Here is an 18,563-nt window from a genome sequence, read left to right as displayed (position 1 = left end):
AGAGATTGAAGATCATCGACGTTCTGCGCCAGCGCGTTCGGGCGGCCGCCAGATTTGCGAAACCATCGCTGATACCAGCGGCGATCGCCGGCCTCGTCGTCTTTGCCGGCGGCTACGTCTACGAGCGGCAAAATCGCGAAAATTTCCAGAATGATCTCCGGATCGACGTCGAGAATGAACTGAACCTCATCGCCAATCGGTTGCAATCGGCGATAAACACCAACATTGCGGCGCTGAACGGGTTCGCCAACAGCATCGGCGTGCACCCGGCGATGACGCCTGACGATTTCACCGTCATGGCGACGAAGCTCCTGCTGCAGAACCCGCAGATGGTGCGCGCTTCGGCTGCGCCCGGCGGCGTGGTGGGGATCGCTTTTCCGCGTGAGAGCCAGCAATGGTTCGTTGGCACGGATTTCAACAGGTTCGGCGCGACGAGGCACGCCATCGAGCGGGCGTCGTCGACGGTGAGGCCCGTGATGATCGGCCCCATTCGCCTGCCGAGCGGACGCAACGGTTTCGAGCTTTTCCTGCCGGTCTTTTCCAAGATCCAGGGACGCATGGAGCGCTGGGGCTATGTCGAGGCCATTATCGACGAGAAGGCGCTCTATCGCGCGGCGCGCCTCCTGGAGACCGGCAGCGAAGCACCGGAGCTGACGAAGGATCATCGGCACATCGACGTTCACCTCGCGATCAGGGATATCTCCGAGCAGGAGCGGATCCAGGATGCGTTCTTCGGCGACGACGCACTTTTTCGCAAGGCGCCGGTGACGCGCCGGCTCGATCTGGCAGGTGGCGCCTGGGAACTCGCCGCCATGCCGGTTGGAGGCTGGGACCAGCTTCCTGAAAACATAGAGAGCATTCGCCTGGCGATCGCCGCCGCCGTCGCCATCGTGGTGATCCCGATCCTTTTGACCGGCGGGCTCGTCAACGAGCGGCAGCGCAATATTGCCAAATTGAAGGCGCGGGAAGGGGAGCTGATGACGCTGTCTCACCGGCTGAACCTTGCGCTTGACGCTTCCAAGATCGGTATCTGGGAGATCGACGTCGAAACGCAGCAGCGCTCTTGGGACGATCGCATGTTCCATCTGCATGGGCTCGAGGTCCACCTGGAGGAACCGACCTATGAAGAATGGCGCGCGACGGTGCACCCGGAAGATATCTGCATCGCCGCCAACGCGCTGTTCCGCAGCTTGGACGACGGACTGGAATACCGCTCGCAATACCGGGTCGTCCTGCCTGACGGTGCGGTGCGCCATATCCGCAACGTCGGCTCCAGCCATCGTGGTGCCGACGGCCGTGCAAAGGTCACCGGCATTAGCTGGGATGTCACAGACGACGTCATGAAGACCGAGCGGCTGACTGCGGCCAAGGCCCAGGTCGATCAGCAGAATCTCGAGCTCGAGCAGGCGCTGAAGGGTCTTTACGAGCGCGAGCAGGACCTTGAACTGCTCTCGCGCCGCCTCGACCTGGCGCTCGATTCCTATCGATGCGGCATGTGGGAGGCGGATCTCGACAGCGGACTGACCTATTGGGACGAACGCATGCACCAGCTCTACGGTCTCGTCTATATCGATGGGACCACCAATGAGGAGACGTGGCTCACCGCGCTTCATCCTGAAGATCGGGCGCCGGCGCTGGACGCGGTCAACCGCGCCATTGCGGCGGACGAGACCTATGTGCACCAGGCGCGCGCGATTCTGCCGGCCGGCGGCGTTCGCCACATCCGGTCGGTCGGCAAGCTTCACGTGGCGCCGGATGGCGCACGCAAATTTGTCGGCATGGCGCTCGATGTCACCGAAGACGTGCTGATGACCGAACAGTTGCGCGCAGCCAAGGCGATGGCGGATGCGAAGAACGCCGAGCTGGAACAGGCCCGGGTGCGGATCGAGCACAACGCCCTCCACGATCCGCTGACCGGCCTCGGAAACCGCCGCATGCTCGACAAGGCGCTGGAGCGCCTGGCGAGCGCCGGTGATCGCGAGGATATCGCCATCCTCCATATCGATCTCGACCGTTTCAAGCAGATCAATGACACGCTCGGCCACGCCGCCGGCGACGCCATGCTGATCCACGCTTCCGAAATCCTCCGGGCAAATACATCGCCCGGTGACATCATCGCCCGCATCGGCGGCGACGAGTTCGTGGTCGCCGCCATCGGCGCGCCCGGCGAGGCGGCACTGGCGGCGCGCTGCGACCGGATCATTGCCGCGATGCGCCAGCCGGTCGATTACAACGGTTTTCCCTGCCGTTTCGGCGTCAGCATCGGTGTTGCGGTCGGCCGTGGCGCGGAGATCGATGCGCGCAAGCTGCTCATCAATGCCGACATCGCGCTTTACCGCGCCAAGGAGGCGGGCCGTAACCGCTATCAGTTCTTCACCGAAGTGCTGCAGGCCGAGGTCGTGACCGCCAAGCGGATCGCTGACGAAATCCTCGAAGGCATCGAGCGTGACGAGTTCGAGCCCTGGTATCAGCCGCAGTTCGATGCAATCACGCTCGCGCTTTGCGGGGTGGAAGCGCTGGTGCGCTGGAACCACCCGCGTGAGGGCATCCTGACGCCGGATCGTTTTCTCGGCATCGCCGAGGAGTTGAACGTCACGGCGGCGCTGGACCGTCTCGTGCTCGAAAAGTCGCTGGCCGACCAGATGCGGTGGGCCGCTGCCGGCGTGCGGGTGCCGAAGATCTCGGTCAACGTCTCGGCCAAGCGGCTTCAGGACGACGACCTCCTGTCCTCTCTCGAAGGCCTGAGCATCGCGCCCGGCCAGATCTGCTTCGAACTGGTGGAATCGATCTTCCTCGACGAGAGCGACGACATCGTTGCCACCAATATCGAAGGCATCAAGAAGCTTGGCATCGACATCGAACTCGACGACTTCGGCACCGGCCACACCTCGATCGTCAGCCTGCTGAAGATCAAGCCGAAGCGGCTGAAGATCGATCGGCAGCTCGTCGTTCCGGTCTTGAGCGCGCGCAGGGAGCAGGCGCTGGTCCGTTCGATCATCGACATTGCCCGCTCGCTCAACATCGAGACCGTGGCCGAGGGCGTGGAGACCATGGCGCACGCCGAAATGCTCGGCATCCTCGGCTGCGACGTTCTGCAGGGCTATGCCTTCGCCAGGCCGTTGAGCTCGGAGAAGTTCCTCGCCTTTGCCGCCGAGCGTGGCCTGCGCCTGGCTTCGTGACGAATGCGACGGCAGCAGGCGCAAAAGTCTTTCCCCGTCCCCGGCTTTCCACTAAGAGAGGGCATCCGCCTACGAAACGTACGGCCGTTGCTTGCTTAAGGTCCGGTAGCCTTCATGTCGCATAATACTTTCGGTCATCTCTTCCGTGTCACCACCTGGGGCGAAAGCCACGGGCCGGCGCTTGGCTGCGTGGTTGACGGCTGCCCGCCCGGCATCCGCTTCACGCTCGCCGAACTCCAGGCCTGGCTCGACAAGCGCAAGCCCGGCCAGTCGCGCTTCGTGACGCAGCGCCGCGAGGACGATCTCGTCAAGGTACTGTCAGGCGTGATGTTCGACGAGGACGGCGAGACGATGATCTCGACCGGTACGCCAATCTCCATGCTGATCGAAAACACCGACCAGCGTTCGAAGGACTATTCCGAAATCGCCAAGCGTTACCGCCCGGGCCATGCCGACTATACCTACGACCTGAAATACGGCATTCGCGACTATCGCGGCGGCGGTCGTTCGTCGGCGCGCGAGACCGCGGCACGCGTTGCTGCCGGCGGCATCGCCCGCAAGGTCGTTCCGGGGCTGGTCGTGCGCGGCGCGCTGGTGCAGATCGGCAAGCACAAGATCAACCGGGCCAACTGGGATTGGGCCGAGGTCAACAACAATCCCTTCTTTGCCCCGGACCCCGAGATCGTGCCGGTGTGGGAAGAGTACCTCGACGGGATCCGCAAGGCCGGCTCCTCGATCGGCGCCGTGGTCGAAGTGGTCGCGGAAGGCGTGCCCGCCGGCATCGGCGCGCCGATCTATGCCAAGCTCGATCAGGACATTGCCTCCAACCTGATGTCGATCAACGCCGTCAAGGGCGTCGAGATCGGCAACGGCTTCGGTGCCGCCGAGATCACCGGCGAGGAGAACGCCGACGAGATGCGCATCGGCGCGGACGGCAAGCCGGTCTTCCTCTCCAACCATGCCGGGGGTATTCTCGGTGGCATCGCAACCGGCGAACCGGTGATCGCGCGTTTTGCCATCAAGCCGACCTCGTCGATCCTCACCGAGCGCCGCTCGGTCGACAGCGATGGCAACGAAGTCGATGTCCGCACCAAGGGCCGCCACGATCCTTGCGTCGGCATCCGCGCCGTGCCGATCGGTGAGGCGATGCTTGCCTGCACGATCGCCGATCACTATCTGCGTGACCGCGGCCAGACCGGCCGTCACTGCACAACTCCTTAAATCGGAGACGATTTAAGGACAAAATTATGCGGCAACTTAAAGTGTTACAGCGACCCTTGCGCGTCTAGTAGACGCGCGGCGCTGTAAGTAATTCGGCCTTAAGCAAATCGGCCAAGCAAGTCGGGAAGAGCACCATGTCCTATGATCAGAAGCGTGTCGTCGATGCCATCCGCGCCTTCGAGGCCGGCGAAATCGTCGTCGTGACCGATGACGACGGCCGCGAGAACGAGGGCGACCTGATCGTCGCCGCGGTGCATTGCACGCCGGAAAAGATGGCCTTCATCGTGCGCCATACCTCCGGCATCGTCTGTACCCCGATGCCGCGCGAGGAGGCGAAACGCCTCAACCTCAATGCCATGGTCGCTGAAAACGATTCCGCCCACACGACGGCCTTCACCGTTTCGGTCGATTTCAAGCACGGCACGACAACAGGCATTTCCGCCGACGACCGCACGCTGACGGTGCGCAATCTTGCCAATCCCAATGTCGGGCCGACGGACTTCGTTCGCCCCGGCCACATCTTCCCGCTGGTCGCGCGCGAAGGCGGCGTCCTCATGCGTTCCGGTCACACGGAAGCTGCCGTCGACCTCTGCAAGCTCGCAAGCCTGCCGCCGATCGGCGTCATCTGCGAACTCGTCAATGACGACGGCACCGTGATGCGCGGGCCGCAGGTCGCGAGCTTTGCCGAAACCAACGGACTGAAGCAGGTTTCGGTCGCAGACCTCATCGCCTATCGCCAGCGCAAGGAAACGCTGATCGAGCAGGGCGGCTCCTTCGACATCGAAACGCCGTACGGTCCGGCCAAGGGGCATTCCTATTCGCTCCCTTGGGATCCGATGCAGCATCTCGCCGTCGTCTTCGGCGACATCCGCGACGGCGTCGACATCCCGGTCCGGCTGCATCTTGAAAATGTCGGCGCCGATGTCTTCGGCAAGGACTGCCAGATCGATCGCATCATGAAGCGCATCGCCGAAGAGGGCAGGGGGGTCATCGTCTACCTGCGCGAAGGATCGGTCGGCGTCGGCGTGTCGCAGACGGCTCGCAAGGGCAAGCACGATCGCGAAGCGCATGACGAGGCGCAGGCGCGCGAGAACGAATGGCTGGAAATCGGCCTCGGCGCGCAGATCCTCAAGGATCTCGGCATCAGCTCGATCCGCCTTCTTGCCTCGCGCGAGCGCCACTATGTTGGCCTCGAAGGCTTCGGCATCAAGATTGCCGGAACCGACATCATCTGAAGCACGACGCTTCTGATTACGACAAAGCCCGGATCGTCGATCCGGGCTTTGTCGTTTGCGCCGGCGCCAACAAAAAACCGCGCTCGAAGCGCGGCGTTCTGTCTTCTTGGCGTGGGGTCCCGGGGCGCCGCTCAGGGCAGGGCGTCGTAGCCTTCGCCGAAGCCCTTGAGATCAACCGGGATGCCGATGCCTTCCTCGGGCGACTGGAAGACGATGAAGGTGGCCGTGGCGCCGGAGCGGAAGGTCTTCAGCAATTCGTCTTCGAGCACGACTTCTGCATAGCAGCCATCGGAGAAGCAGCGCACGAAGTAGGCGCGGCCGATATCCTTGCCGTCGACATTGAGGCCGAGGCCGTTCGGCAGCAGGACGCCGAGCGGGGCGAGCACGCGCAGGATCTTCGCCTTGCGATCCGCCGTCTTCAAGACGACGACCGACAGGCCGACTTCCGGCCGGTCTTCGGCAATGACGTTCTGCATCAGCGCACACTGGTCGGTGGATGCGCCGGCCGGCTGATCGCAAACGATCGACCACGCGCCGTGATTGGACTTGACTGTGCCGGGGGTTCCGGCGGGCTGCTGGGCCAGGCTCTGAGCGGGGAGGGCGAGAACGGCAAGGCCGAAGGCGGCGAAGGCCGACAGTCGCGAAAAGAGGGGCAGGCCCATGTAAACCTCAAAACGTCGAATCATCAGGGCTATTCTTGAAGCGCGCGGGAATAAATGAAAAGCCCCGCGGGGCACATTCCAGCGTCATATGGCGGAAATTGGGCGGGTAAACGCCCCCATCCTGTGTGTTGCCGCGCCGGCCGCGTGCAATCGCCGCTATAGGCGCGGAAGAGGTCATATAAGTCGATTCGTGACGGCTTCTAAGGGGTGCCTGTGTGAAAAGATGCGTTTGTGCAAAAATGCCGCACGGGGTTGATTGGTCAGATGTTGCGGCATCGGACAAACTGTGGTTTGAAGCGCAGCAGTATCGCAGGGATTCTGCGTTCCGGTTTGATCCTGATCAAGCGCATTGGGGAGACACATTGTGAAAAACAAGGCTTATGCAGTTCTGGCAGCGCTTGCCTGTCTGCTTTTTGCTTCTAGCGCCTTTGCTGACAAGCCTGTCGAATGGCAGACGAATCTTCAGCCGGCCGCTACGGGCATCATGGAAGAAATCACGTGGTTTGAGCATTACACCCTGTGGTTCATCATTCCGATCACCCTCTTCGTTCTCCTCCTGCTGATCATCGTCGTGGTCAAGTTCCGTGAAGGTGCCAACCCGGTTCCCTCGAAGACCAGCCACAACACCGCGATCGAAGTCATCTGGACCGTCGGTCCGGTTATCGTGCTGCTTTTCCTCGCCATTCCGTCCTTCCAGCTCCTGACTGCGCAGCTCACGCCGCCGGCCAATCCGGATCTGACGGTCAAGGCGACCGGCAACCAGTGGTACTGGTCCTATGAATATGAGGTCGGCGAAAGCCCGCTCTCCTTCGACAGCCTGCTGATGAAGGAAGAAGATCGCGCCGCCCTCGGCAAGGAAGACAAGAAGGAATATCCGCGCCTGCTCGCTGTCGACAACGAAGTTGTCGTTCCGGTCGGCAAGACGGTTCGTCTCCTCGTCACCGCCGCCGACGTGATCCATGCCTTCGCAATGCCTGCCTTCGGCGTGAAGATCGATGCCGTTCCCGGTCGCCTGAACGAAACCTGGTTCAAGGCTGACCGCGAAGGCCTCTACTACGGCCAGTGTTCCGAGCTCTGCGGCAAGGATCACGCCTACATGCCGATCGCCATCCGCGTTGTTTCGCAAGAAAAATACGACACCTGGCTCGCAGCCGCCGCTACCAATCTCGGCGATGCGAACAAGGCGCTCATGGCGTCCATCGAAGCGGCCAAGACCGTCGACGTCGCCGCTAACGCCGCACAGTAATCGGAAGGGGAGCTCGACCCATGGCTGGAACAGCCGTTCATCACGATCAACGCCATGATCACTCCGATCATGGCCACGCAGACCATGCGCACAAGCCTCTGAGCTTCTTCCAGCGCTGGTTCCTGTCGACCAACCACAAGGACATCGGCACGCTGTACCTGATCTTCGCGATCATCGCGGGTATCATCGGTGGCACGCTTTCGGTGTTCATGCGCGCCGAACTGCAGGAGCCCGGCATCCAGATCTTCCACGGTCTGGCACAGATGGTCTACGGCTTCGAGGGCGATGCTGCCATCGACGGCGGCAAGCACATGTTCAACGTGTTCACGACCGCGCACGCGCTCATCATGATCTTCTTCATGGTCATGCCGGCGCTGATCGGCGGTTTCGCCAACTGGATGGTGCCGATCATGATCGGTGCGCCGGACATGGCGTTCCCGCGCATGAACAACATCTCCTTCTGGCTGATCGTCCCGGCCTTCCTGCTGGTGCTGCTGTCGATGTTCGTCGAGGGGCCGGCCGGTGCCTACGGCGCAGGCGGCGGGTGGACGGTCTATCCGCCATTCTCGACATCGGGCATGCCCGGGCCGGCCATGGATTTCGTGATCCTCGGCCTGCACATCGCCGGTGCATCCTCGATCCTCGGTGCGATCAACTTCATCACCACGATCCTGAACATGCGCGCTCCGGGCATGACGCTGCACAAGATGCCGCTGTTCGCCTGGTCGGTACTGATCACCGCCTTCCTGCTGCTGCTCTCGCTGCCGGTTCTGGCAGGCGGCATCACCATGCTGCTCACCGACCGCAACTTCGGCACGGCCTTCTTCGCGCCTGAGGGCGGCGGCGACCCGATCCTGTTCCAGCACCTGTTCTGGTTCTTCGGTCACCCGGAAGTGTACATCCTGATCCTGCCGGGCTTCGGCATCATCAGCCACATCGTCTCCACCTTCTCGCGCAAGCCGATCTTCGGCTACCTCGGCATGGCCTACGCCATGGTCGCGATCGGCGCCGTCGGCTTCATCGTGTGGGCGCACCACATGTACACCGTCGGCATGTCGCTCGACACGCAGCGCTACTTCGTCTTCGCGACGATGGTCATCGCTGTTCCGACCGGCGTTAAGATCTTCTCGTGGATCGCGACGATGTGGGGCGGTTCGATCCGCTTCACGACCCCGATGGTCTGGGCGATCGGCTTCATCTTCCTGTTCACCGTCGGTGGCGTCACGGGCGTTCAGCTCGCCAATGCCGGCCTCGACCGCTCGCTGCACGACACCTACTACGTGGTTGCTCACTTCCACTACGTTCTGTCGCTCGGCGCCGTCTTCGCCATCTTCGCTGCCTGGTACTACTGGTTCCCGAAGATGTCGGGCTACATGTACTCCGAGTTCATCGGCAAGCTGCACTTCTGGGTCATGTTCATCGGCGTGAACCTGATCTTCTTCCCGCAGCACTTCCTGGGCCTCGCCGGCATGCCGCGCCGCTACATCGACTACCCGGATGCTTTTGCCGGATGGAACATGGTTTCGTCCTACGGTTCCTACATCGCGGCCGTCGGCGTCCTGATCTTCCTCTTCGGCGTCGTCGAAGCCTTCGCCAAGAAGCGCGTCGCTGGCGACAACCCGTGGGGCGAGGGTGCGAACACTCTGGAATGGCAGCTTTCTTCGCCGCCGCCGTTCCACCAGTGGGAGCAGCTCCCGCGCATCAAGTGACGGGCAACGAACAGAAGCCGCCGGTTCCGGCGGCTTCACCCCGCCGGGAAACCGGCGATACGCGGCCCTTGCGGCCGGGACTAAATCAGGGACAGGACATGACGGTCATCGACAATCACGAAGCAGTCGGCATGGAAGGCGTACCGCGTCTGTCCGAAGCCTCTGCGCGCGATTATTTCGACCTTCTGAAGCCGCGTGTCATGTCCCTCGTCGTCTTCACGGCGCTCGCAGGCTTGGTACTCGCGCCCGGCCATATCAATCCCTTCATCGGTTTCATCGCCATTCTTTGCATCGCCGTCGGCGCAGGCGCGTCCGGTGCGCTGAACATGTGGTATGACGCCGATATCGATGCGGTCATGAGCCGTACCGCCAAGCGCCCGATCCCGGCAGGCAAGATCCTGCCGCAGGAAGCGCTGGCTTTCGGTCTGACGCTCTCTGCCTTTTCCGTGATCATCCTCGGGCTCGCCGTCAATTGGCTCGCAGCCGGGTTGCTCGCCTTCACGATCTTCTTCTACGCGGTCATCTACACGATGTGGCTGAAGCGCTCGACGCCGCAGAACATCGTCATCGGCGGTGCGGCCGGTGCTTTCCCGCCGATGATCGGCTGGGCTTGCGTCACCGGCGCCGTGTCGATCGAGAGCATCGTTCTCTTCCTGATCACCTTCCTTTGGACGCCGGCGCATTTCTGGGCGCTCGCGCTCTTCAAGATGGGCGACTACGGCGCCGTCGGCGTGCCGATGATGCCGAATGTCTGCGGTCAGGCGACCACCAAGAAGCAGATCGTCATCTATGCCGTGCTGACCGCGCTTATCGGTATCTGTCCCACCTTGCTCGGCTTCGCGAGCATCGGTTACGGCCTCGTCGCAACGGCACTCGGCCTCGGTTTCATCTGGTATTCGATCGGCGTGCTGCGCATGCCGGAAGCGGATGAGCGCATGCTGCCGGCCAAGAAGCTGTTCGCCTTCTCGATCATGTATCTGTTCGTGATCTTTTCCGCCCTGATGGCGGATCACCTGATCGTCAATATCTGGCTGAATGCCGGGAGTATTGTCTGATGGAAACCGTCAAGCTCACTGAAGCCCAGAAGAAGTCGCGTCGCGGCCGCAACATTGCGCTCGGCTTCGTCCTCTTCGGGCTCGTCGTCCTCTTCTACATCGTCACGCTGATCAAATTCGGCAACGGCATGGTCAACTGAGGCGGGATGGCATGACGAATTCACTGGAAACCACGCCGAAGCAGCGCTCGAACCGAGTCGTCGTCGGCACCTGCCTCGCCTTCGTCGCCGGCATGGTCGGCATGGCCTATGCAGCCGTGCCGCTCTACGACATGTTCTGCCGCGTCACCGGCTATAACGGGACGACGCAGCGTGTCGAGCAGGCTTCCGATGTGATCCTGGACGAGAAGGTGAAGGTCACCTTCGACGCGAACACCTCGGGCGGTCTGCCCTGGGAGTTCAAGCCGGTCCAGCGCGACATCGATATCCGCATCGGCGAAACGGTGCAGGTGATGTACCGGGCGAAGAACCTGTCGTCGAAGCCGACGACGGGCCAGGCGACCTTCAACGTCACGCCGATGCAGGCTGGTGCCTATTTCAACAAGGTACAGTGCTTCTGCTTCACCGAGACGACGCTGCAGCCGGGAGAGGAGATGGAGATGCCGGTGGTATTCTTCGTCGACCCGGACATCGTCAAGGCGGTGGAGACCAAGGACATCAAGACGTTGACGCTTTCCTACACCTTCTACCCGCGCGAACCGTCGAAACCGGTGGCGCAGGTGAAGACGGAAGAGAACAAACTTTGACTGGAGGTCCTTTTCGGCTATGCCGGAAAGGCGACAAGAGAGAGACTTATCGGGGATTACTGACATGGCCGGTGCGCATCAGAAGAATCACGACTACCACATCATCGACCCGAGCCCCTGGCCGTTGCTTGCCTCGATCGGCGCCTTCGTCATGGCGTTCGGCGGCATTTGCTACATGCGCTACCTCGCGGGCAGCTCGCTGAAGATCTTCGGCTTCGAGCTCGCCAACGTCTGGATCCTGCTCGCCGGTCTGATCATCGTTCTCTACACCATGTTCGGCTGGTGGTCGGACACGGTAAAGGAAGCGCACGAAGGTCACCACACCCGCGTCGTGTCGCTGCACCTGCGCTACGGCATGATCATGTTCATCGCTTCGGAAGTGATGTTCTTCGTCGCTTGGTTCTGGGCCTTCTTCGATGCGAGCCTTTTCGCCGGCGAAGCCATCCAGACCGCGCGTACAACCTTCACCGGAGGCGTCTGGCCGCCGAAGGGCATCGAAGTGCTCGACCCGTGGCATCTGCCGCTTTACAACACCGTCATCCTGCTGCTTTCGGGCACGACGGTCACCTGGGCGCACCACGCGCTGCTGCACAACGACCGCAAGGGTCTCGTCTCCGGCCTGACGCTGACGGTCGCCCTCGGCGTGCTGTTCTCCTTCGTCCAGGGCTACGAATATGCCCACGCTCCGTTTGCCTTCAAGGACTCGATCTACGGCGCGACCTTCTTCATGGCGACCGGCTTCCACGGCTTCCACGTTCTGGTCGGCACGATCTTCCTGCTCGTCTGCCTGTTCCGTGCGCTCCGCGGCGACTTCACCCCGAAGCAGCACTTCGGCTTCGAAGCGGCGGCCTGGTACTGGCATTTCGTTGACGTCGTCTGGCTGTTCCTCTTCTTCTCCATCTACATCTGGGGTAGCTGGGGTGCACCGATCGCTCACGGCTAATTCCGCGAGCATCTGACTGTAGCGAACAAGGCGGTTGCAGCCATGCAGCCGCCTTGTTCTTTTGATTGCCTGCTGCCAGTGAAGCGAGATAGGTCGACCCGGGCGGCATGATCATGATCCACGGCAGCCCAATTATTTCGGCTGGTTGGCGTTTTTGACGCAGCGGTTCGATTGGACGGACGGCCGCATTGCGGTTACCAATGCCGAAATGGATGAAATCTGGGCGATGGTGCCCAACAACACACCGATCGAGATCAAGCCGTGAGCGAAGATAAAGCACATTTCCCGCCGGTGGATCCGGTAATGACCGGCATCAAGGGGCTTTGCCCGCGTTGCGGCCAGGGCAAGCTGTTCGACGGGTTCCTCAAGGTCAAGCCGGCCTGCACGAATTGTGACCTGGACTACCGCTTCGCCGATTCCGGCGACGGCCCGGTGGTCTTCGTCATCCTGATCGTCGGCTTTGTCGTCGTCGGTGCGGCGCTTTGGGCGGAGATCAACTTCAACCCGCCGCTCTGGCTGCATTTCCTGTTGTGGATCCCGCTTGCGACCATCCTCAGCCTTGGGCTGACACGCATGCTCAAGGGCGTCTTGATCAACCTGCAGTACCGCAACAATGCGCGCTCGGGCGAAATCGACCGTGGTTGAGCTCGAGAGCAGGAGGAAGCGGGGCCTTTTCGGACGTCTCGCTGCCTTCGTTTTGCTGGCCGTCGCCTTCGCCATCCTTGTCTCCCTCGGCACCTGGCAGATGCAGCGGCTGCACTGGAAGGAAGGCCTGCTCACGGCGATCCAGGAGCGCCGGTCGGCGCCTCCGGTGTCGATCGGCGAAATCGAAAAGATGCTCGCAGACGGGATCGACATCGACTACCGCACCGTCACGGTTACGGGCACCTTCGATCACAGCAAGGAGCGGCACTTCTTCGCGACCTATGACAGCCGCACTGGCTACTACGTCTTCACGCCGCTGACTTTGGACGATGGCCGCTTCCTCTTCGTCAATCGTGGTTTTGTTCCCTTCGAACAGAAGGATTCGTCGACCCGTCTTGCTGGCGAGCTTCCGGCCTTCGTCGGCATTCATGGCCTTGCACGATCGAAGCTTGACCAAAAGCCGTCGTCGCTCGTTCCGGAAAACGACCTCGCCAAGAACATCTTCTACTGGAAGGATCTCGACACGATGGCGTCGTCCGTCGGGCTTCCCGCCGACAAGGTGGTGCCGCTGTTTGTCGATGCCGATGCGACGCCCAATCCCGGTGGCCTGCCGATCGGCGGCGTTACCCAGTTCGATCTGCCCAACAACCATCTCCAATACGCGCTGACCTGGTATGGATTGGCGGCAGCATTGGTGCTGGTCAGCGGTCTCTACCTGGTGCGCCGCGGGCGATAGCCGCGCAGACGGCGCCGTGCTAACCCTGTTGAAGGGATCGACGGCAGGGAACAATGATGGCGATCATCGCAAACTCTCTGATTGCCTTGACGGCACTGCTGCATGTCGGCTTTCTCGTGCTCGAGATGTTTCTGTGGACCGGGCCGCGGGGGAGGGCGGTCTTCCGCATGACGCCAGAGCAGGCGGAGACGACGCGGGTGCTCGCCGCAAACCAGGGGCTCTACAACGGTTTTCTTGCGGCCGGCCTGTTCTGGTCATTGATCCAGTCGGAACCGGCCTTTGCCTTCGAACTGAAGGTGTTCTTCCTTGTGTGCGTGATCGTTGCCGCTATATATGGCGCGTGGTCGGTCAAGCCGCGCATCCTCCTGATCCAGGGCGGCCCGGCGATCGCAGCGCTTGTTTTCGTTTTAATGGCATCCTGATCCATGGCATCATCAGCGGCAGCAAAATCCCCGATCACCATTCGCCTCTGCGGGCCGCGCGGCTTCTGTGCCGGCGTCGACCGGGCGATCCAGATCGTCGTCCTGGCGCTGAAGGAGTTCGGCGCACCCGTCTATGTCCGCCACGAGATCGTTCACAACCGCTATGTCGTCGAAGGTCTCGAGGCCAAGGGAGCGATCTTCGTCGAAGAACTCGACGAGATCCCGCCGGAGCACCGCAAGCAGCCGGTCGTCTTTTCTGCGCACGGCGTGCCGAAATCGGTGCCCGCAGATGCGGATGCCCGCAATCTCTTCTATCTCGACGCCACCTGCCCGCTGGTCTCCAAGGTCCACAAGCAGGCGATGCGCCATTACCGTCTCGGCCGCCACGTCGTGCTGATCGGCCATGCCGGCCACCCGGAGGTGATCGGCACCATGGGGCAATTGCCTGAAGGCGCCGTGTCGCTGGTCGAGACGGTCGAGGATGCCGACGTCTACCAGCCGCCGGATCCGGACAATCTCGGCTTCGTCACCCAGACGACCTTGTCGGTCGACGACACGGCCGGCGTCATCAAGCGGCTGCACGAGCGCTTTCCGAACCTGACCGCGCCAGCGGCCGATTCGATCTGCTACGCCACCACCAACCGCCAGGAGGCGGTGAAACAGGCAGCCCCCGGCTGCGATCTGTTCCTGATCGTCGGCGCGCCCAATTCGTCCAACTCCAAGCGCCTCGTCGAAGTGGCGCAGAAGGCTGGCGCGAAGAAATCCGTGCTGGTCCAGCGCGCGTCGGAAATCGACTGGGCCGAGATGGGTGATATCTCGACTGTGGGTCTCTCGGCCGGCGCCTCGGCGCCCGAAGTGATCGTCAACGAAATCATCGAGGCATTCCGCGAGCGCTACGACGCGAGGGTGGAACTCGCCGACACGGTCGAGGAGAACGAGAACTTCCTCGTCAACCGCGAGATCCGCCACGTGCCGCTGACCGCCGCCGACATGGCCTTCGTCAACGGCGAATAACCCGCACTTCTTGCCGCATTTTCTTGAAAGTGGAAGACCTTGGCAGTTTACACCGATATCACGGAAGACGATCTCTCCCGCTTTCTCACCGCCTATGACGTCGGCCAACTGACCTCCTACAAGGGGATTGCCGAAGGCGTCGAGAATTCCAATTTCCTGCTGCACACGACCAAGGGCTCCTACATTCTCACGCTTTACGAAAAGCGGGTGAACGCCGATGACCTGCCGTTCTTCCTGGGGCTGATGCATCATCTGGCGGAGCGGGGGCTGTCCTGCCCGCTGCCGCTGCCGCGGGCCGATGGCAAGCTGCTCGGTGAGCTCTCCGGCCGTCCGGCTGCCGTCATCTCCTTCCTCGAGGGCATGTGGTTGAGAAAGCCCGAGGCAAAGCACTGCCACGAAGTCGGCAGGGCGCTTGCCGCCATGCATCTTGCCGGCGAAGGCTTCGCGCTGAAGCGCGCCAATGCGCTTTCCGTCGCCGGCTGGCGGCCGCTCTGGGTCAATTCCGAGGCGCGTGCGGACGAGGTGCAGGCGGGTCTCAAGAACGAGATATCGGCGGAACTCGAACACCTAGAAAGCCACTGGCCGAAATCCCTGCCGGAAGGCGTCATCCACGCCGATCTCTTCCCGGACAACGTCTTCTTCCTCGGAGACCGGCTGTCCGGCCTGATCGATTTCTATTTCGCCTGCAACGACTACCTCGCCTATGACGTCGCCGTGTGCCTCAATTCCTGGTGCTTCGAAAAGAACGGCTCCTACAACATCACCAAGGGCATGGCGATGCTTTCGGGCTATGAGAGCGTACGCAAGCTGACGCCGGCCGAGGTCGACGCGCTGCCGCTGCTCTGCCGCGGCTCGGCGCTGCGCTTCTTCCTGACGCGGCTCTACGATTGGCTGATGACGCCTGCCGGCGCGCTCGTGGTCAAGAAAGACCCGCTCGAATACCTGACGAAGATCCGCTTTCACCGCGCCATCGCTTCGAGCGCGGAATACGGCCTGAAACGCGAAGAGGGCCGGGTATGAAACACGTCGACATCTTCACGGACGGGGCCTGCTCCGGCAATCCGGGGCCGGGCGGTTGGGGCGCGGTGCTGCGCTACGGCGAGGTGGAAAAGGAACTCTCCGGCGGCGAGGCCGAGACCACCAACAACCGCATGGAACTGCTGGCGGCGATCTCGGCGCTCGATGCGCTGAAGAGCGCCTGCGAGGTCGATCTCCATACCGACAGCAAATATGTGATGGACGGCATTTCCAAGTGGATCCACGGCTGGAAGAAGAACGGCTGGAAGACCGCGGACAAGAAACCGGTGAAAAACGGCGAGCTCTGGCAGCGGCTGGATGAAGCCAATCGCCGTCACAAGGTGACCTGGCACTGGGTCAAGGGCCATGCCGGCCACCCGGAGAATGAGCGCGCCGACGAGCTCGCCCGCAAGGGCATGGAACCCTACAAGAAGGGGCGCCGTTCGGACTCTCTCCTCGTGAAATGAAAAACGGGCCGTAGGGGCCCGTTTCCATTTGCATCTACTTCTGCGCTCAGAGCTGTTCGAGCATCGCGGCGGCGCCCGAGACGGTTGCCTGGCCCGGGCTTTCTTCGAGATTGAGCGACTTCACTACGCCATCTTCCACCAGCATCGAATAGCGCTTCGAGCGCACGCCGAGCGTGCCGGCGGAGAGGTCGATGTCCATGCCGAGCGCCTTGGTGAAGGCGGCGTTCCAGTCGGAGAGGAAATGGATCTTGCCCATGCCGCCAGACGCAGTTGCCCAGGCGCCCATCACATGCAGGTCGTTGACGGAGACCACGGCGATATCGTCGATGCCGCGGGCAAGGATCGCGTCGCGGTTCTCGAGGTAGCCCGGCAGGTGGTTGAGAGAGCAGGTGGGCGTGAAGGCACCGGGAACGGCGAAGAGCACGACGCGCTTGCCCGCGAAGAGCTGATCGGTGGTGACCTCCACCGGACCATCGGCGGTTTTTTCCTTGAAGGTTGCGGCTGGCAGTTTGTCTCCGACGGCGATGGTCACGGCACTCTCCTTGCGTTGCTTGCGTCTTCGCTTCTCCGCTCGTGGCGGAGAACCTGCGGGACTATAGATGCGGCCTAATCAAAGGCAAGGGTCGTCTCCATGCTGCGGCCCTTCGCGCGTATGGTGACAACGATCGGCTTGCCCTTGAGTTCCTTGTCCTTGCCGCGGAGCCGGACCGGGACGGTCGCGCCGAGACCGGTCTCGCCCTCCGTCGTGATTTCGGGCTTGCCGAAGGAAACACCGGATGGGCCGGCCAGGAACAGTTCTGGATGGTCATTGCCATCGGGCAAATGAAAGGAAACGTTCAGCACGGCCTTGTCCGCATCGTAGTGGCTTGCCGTGACGGCAAAGTCGCCGGAAGGTGCCTCCGGCAATGCGGCGATCGCGTCATCGATGCGCGCGCCGTCGAGCGGATTGTCCAGATCACCCTGCTTCAGCGCCAGCGTCAACTCGCCCTGAACCGGGATGCAGATATCCTCGCAGATCCCGAGAAACACCGAGGCGCGAATATTGACGTCGCCCGCGCCTTGGACGCGCCTCAGCGTCAGCGGAAAAGCGACCGGCCTGTCGTAACCGACATAGCGCACCACGCCGTCGTCGAACGTCTTCGGCACCGGGAAGCCGATCTTCTCGAGCACGACGCCGCTCGTCGGGTCGATCGTCACCTGCGGGGGAATGCCGCTTGCGCCCGGTTCGCGCCAATAGGTCTTCCAGCCGGCATTGAGCTTGACCTCCAGCGTTGCCGGGATCGTACCGTCCTGCTTGGGCTGGGCCGCGACCAGGCGGACCATGCCGCCCGGGGAGGTGACCCACTCGCTGGTGGCCGCCTGTGTCGCCACCGGAAGAAAAAAAGCGGCGATGAGGCTTGCCGCGCCAATGAACTGGGCCATGTTCTGATATGTGGAGTGCTGGATCATGCCAGAAGCAATACCGCCTTTGCCGGCGAGGCTCCAGACGCTCCAAAGAGAGCGATGATCATAATCGCTTGATCGGACACGGCGAAGTGAACGTCGTGCGTGCAATATTTCCAGACCGCGACGCTGAGGCGCTTTTCATTTCGCGGTGAATTGATAGGCTGTTCCCATGATGTCGACTCCGATGGCGCAGAAGAGACGGGAGCGAGGTTTTCTTGACGGTCAGTTCCTGATCGCCATGCCGGGAATGTTTGATGCCAATTTCGCCCGCACGGTCATCTTCATCTGCGCCCATTCGGACGATGGCGCGATGGGCTTCGTGCTCAATCGACCTCAGCAACTGACCTTTCCGGACGTGCTGCTTCATCTCGATATCCTCGACGAGGAAGAGGCGATCCGCCTTCCGCAGATGACACGGGATTTCCAGATTCAGGCCGGCGGGCCGGTCGAGACCGGGCGCGGCTTCGTGCTGCATTCCGACGACTATCTGAGCGATTCCAGCATCCCCGTCAGCGACGATATCTGCCTCACCGCGACGCTCGATATCGTCCGCGCCATTTCGCGCGGGGAGGGGCCGGTCAAGGCGACGATGATGCTCGGCTATGCCGGGTGGGGACCGGGGCAACTCGAAGCGGAAATCACCCAGAACGGCTGGCTCACATGTCCGGCGCGTGAGGAACTGATCTTCGACAGGGCGCTGGACGACAAATACGACCGGGCGCTGGCCCTGATGGGCGTGTCGGCCGCGATGCTCTCCGCGGATGCTGGCCACGCCTGATTGTCGGATCAGCCCGCTTTCTTCAGAACATTCATGCTGAAAA

At 62.1% G+C, this 18,563-nt stretch carries 19 protein-coding genes and 1 pseudogene; 17 read left to right on the top strand and 3 right to left on the bottom strand.

The features are described from left to right. Nucleotides 1-5: 5 nt before the first annotated feature. From AC0C6X_RS00875 to ribB, 3 genes are all read left to right on the top strand, one after another. A complete protein-coding gene (locus tag AC0C6X_RS00875) occupies nucleotides 6-3,179 on the top strand; it encodes a bifunctional diguanylate cyclase/phosphodiesterase (protein ID WP_472951379.1) in 3,174 nt (1,057 codons plus the stop codon). 114 nt (nucleotides 3,180-3,293) lie between these two features. Next, nucleotides 3,294-4,400 carry a chorismate synthase gene (gene aroC / locus AC0C6X_RS00870; RefSeq protein WP_472951377.1) on the top strand — a complete coding sequence of 369 codons (1,107 nt, stop codon included), beginning with the start codon at nucleotides 3,294-3,296 and terminating at the stop codon, nucleotides 4,398-4,400. 134 nt (nucleotides 4,401-4,534) lie between these two features. Next, nucleotides 4,535-5,635 carry a 3,4-dihydroxy-2-butanone-4-phosphate synthase gene (ribB, locus tag AC0C6X_RS00865; protein WP_472951375.1) on the top strand — a complete coding sequence of 367 codons (1,101 nt, stop codon included), beginning with the start codon at nucleotides 4,535-4,537 and terminating at the stop codon, nucleotides 5,633-5,635. A 131-nt stretch (nucleotides 5,636-5,766) separates the two neighbouring features. Here the strand turns inward: ribB and AC0C6X_RS00860 are convergent, their stop codons facing one another. Then, nucleotides 5,767-6,297 carry an invasion associated locus B family protein gene (locus AC0C6X_RS00860; RefSeq protein ID WP_057250690.1) on the bottom strand — a complete coding sequence of 177 codons (531 nt, stop codon included), beginning with the start codon at nucleotides 6,295-6,297 and terminating at the stop codon, nucleotides 5,767-5,769. 364 nt (nucleotides 6,298-6,661) lie between these two features. Here AC0C6X_RS00860 and coxB point away from each other — a divergent pair, with 364 nt between their 5' ends. The 13 genes and pseudogenes from coxB to rnhA all read left to right on the top strand — a co-directional run bounded on the left by coxB (nucleotide 6,662) and on the right by rnhA (nucleotide 16,296). Then, nucleotides 6,662-7,543, top strand: a complete 882-nt coding sequence (gene coxB / locus AC0C6X_RS00855) for a cytochrome c oxidase subunit II (RefSeq protein ID WP_173515830.1) — start codon at nucleotides 6,662-6,664, stop codon at nucleotides 7,541-7,543. Nucleotides 7,544-7,563: 20 nt separating this feature from the next. Beyond that, nucleotides 7,564-9,252, top strand: a complete 1,689-nt coding sequence (ctaD, locus tag AC0C6X_RS00850; RefSeq protein ID WP_173515831.1) for a cytochrome c oxidase subunit I — start codon at nucleotides 7,564-7,566, stop codon at nucleotides 9,250-9,252. A gap of 98 nt (nucleotides 9,253-9,350) precedes the next feature. After that, a complete protein-coding gene (locus tag AC0C6X_RS00845; RefSeq protein ID WP_472951372.1) occupies nucleotides 9,351-10,307 on the top strand; it encodes a heme o synthase in 957 nt (318 codons plus the stop codon). After that, nucleotides 10,307-10,447 (top strand): hypothetical protein, encoded by a 141-nt coding sequence (locus AC0C6X_RS00840; RefSeq protein WP_173515833.1) that lies wholly within the window; start codon nucleotides 10,307-10,309, stop codon nucleotides 10,445-10,447. Before AC0C6X_RS00845 ends, AC0C6X_RS00840 begins: the two co-directional genes overlap by 1 nt. 11 nt (nucleotides 10,448-10,458) lie before the next feature. Further along, the gene (locus AC0C6X_RS00835) at nucleotides 10,459-11,052 is read left to right on the top strand and encodes a cytochrome c oxidase assembly protein (protein ID WP_173515834.1); all 594 of its coding nucleotides are present in this window, start codon (nucleotides 10,459-10,461) and stop codon (nucleotides 11,050-11,052) included. Nucleotides 11,053-11,116: 64 nt separating this feature from the next. Continuing rightward, a complete protein-coding gene (locus tag AC0C6X_RS00830) occupies nucleotides 11,117-11,995 on the top strand; it encodes a cytochrome c oxidase subunit 3 (protein ID WP_173515835.1) in 879 nt (292 codons plus the stop codon). Nucleotides 11,996-12,087: 92 nt separating this feature from the next. Then, nucleotides 12,088-12,260, top strand: a pseudogene (locus AC0C6X_RS00825) (L,D-transpeptidase family protein); the annotation flags it as partial. After that, on the top strand, nucleotides 12,257-12,640 hold the full coding sequence (locus AC0C6X_RS00820) for a DUF983 domain-containing protein (RefSeq protein WP_173515836.1): 384 nt from the start codon (nucleotides 12,257-12,259) through the stop codon (nucleotides 12,638-12,640). The pseudogene AC0C6X_RS00825 and the gene AC0C6X_RS00820, both read left to right, overlap by 4 nt. Beyond that, the gene (locus AC0C6X_RS00815; RefSeq protein ID WP_173515837.1) at nucleotides 12,609-13,376 is read left to right on the top strand and encodes an SURF1 family protein; all 768 of its coding nucleotides are present in this window, start codon (nucleotides 12,609-12,611) and stop codon (nucleotides 13,374-13,376) included. The genes AC0C6X_RS00820 and AC0C6X_RS00815 overlap by 32 nt, the downstream gene beginning before the upstream one ends. Nucleotides 13,377-13,432: 56 nt before the next feature. Next, on the top strand, nucleotides 13,433-13,798 hold the full coding sequence (locus AC0C6X_RS00810; RefSeq protein ID WP_173515838.1) for a DUF1304 domain-containing protein: 366 nt from the start codon (nucleotides 13,433-13,435) through the stop codon (nucleotides 13,796-13,798). A gap of 3 nt (nucleotides 13,799-13,801) precedes the next feature. Beyond that, nucleotides 13,802-14,812: a 4-hydroxy-3-methylbut-2-enyl diphosphate reductase gene (gene ispH, locus AC0C6X_RS00805; RefSeq protein WP_247957974.1), complete on the top strand. Its 1,011-nt coding sequence runs from the start codon at nucleotides 13,802-13,804 to the stop codon at nucleotides 14,810-14,812. A 39-nt stretch (nucleotides 14,813-14,851) separates the two neighbouring features. After that, nucleotides 14,852-15,832 (top strand): homoserine kinase, encoded by a 981-nt coding sequence (locus tag AC0C6X_RS00800; RefSeq protein ID WP_173515840.1) that lies wholly within the window; start codon nucleotides 14,852-14,854, stop codon nucleotides 15,830-15,832. Beyond that, complete coding sequence (gene rnhA / locus AC0C6X_RS00795) at nucleotides 15,829-16,296, top strand: ribonuclease HI (RefSeq protein WP_113537975.1); 468 nt, start codon at nucleotides 15,829-15,831, stop codon at nucleotides 16,294-16,296. Before AC0C6X_RS00800 ends, rnhA begins: the two co-directional genes overlap by 4 nt. Nucleotides 16,297-16,342: 46 nt before the next feature. Here the strand turns inward: rnhA and AC0C6X_RS00790 are convergent, their stop codons facing one another. Then, nucleotides 16,343-16,828: a peroxiredoxin gene (locus AC0C6X_RS00790; RefSeq protein ID WP_057250664.1), complete on the bottom strand. Its 486-nt coding sequence runs from the start codon at nucleotides 16,826-16,828 to the stop codon at nucleotides 16,343-16,345. A 74-nt stretch (nucleotides 16,829-16,902) separates the two neighbouring features. After that, nucleotides 16,903-17,718, bottom strand: coding sequence for a protein-disulfide reductase DsbD domain-containing protein (locus AC0C6X_RS00785; RefSeq protein WP_472951367.1), 816 nt, complete (start codon nucleotides 17,716-17,718; stop codon nucleotides 16,903-16,905). 196 nt (nucleotides 17,719-17,914) lie between these two features. On the opposite strand from AC0C6X_RS00785, the gene AC0C6X_RS00780 reads away from it, so the two are divergent. Next, complete coding sequence (locus AC0C6X_RS00780; protein WP_173518091.1) at nucleotides 17,915-18,520, top strand: YqgE/AlgH family protein; 606 nt, start codon at nucleotides 17,915-17,917, stop codon at nucleotides 18,518-18,520. Nucleotides 18,521-18,563 lie beyond the last annotated feature (43 nt).

This window comes from Ensifer sp. VA4, assembly GCF_055710065.1.
This window is presented reverse-complemented; position numbering and strand designations above follow the sequence as displayed.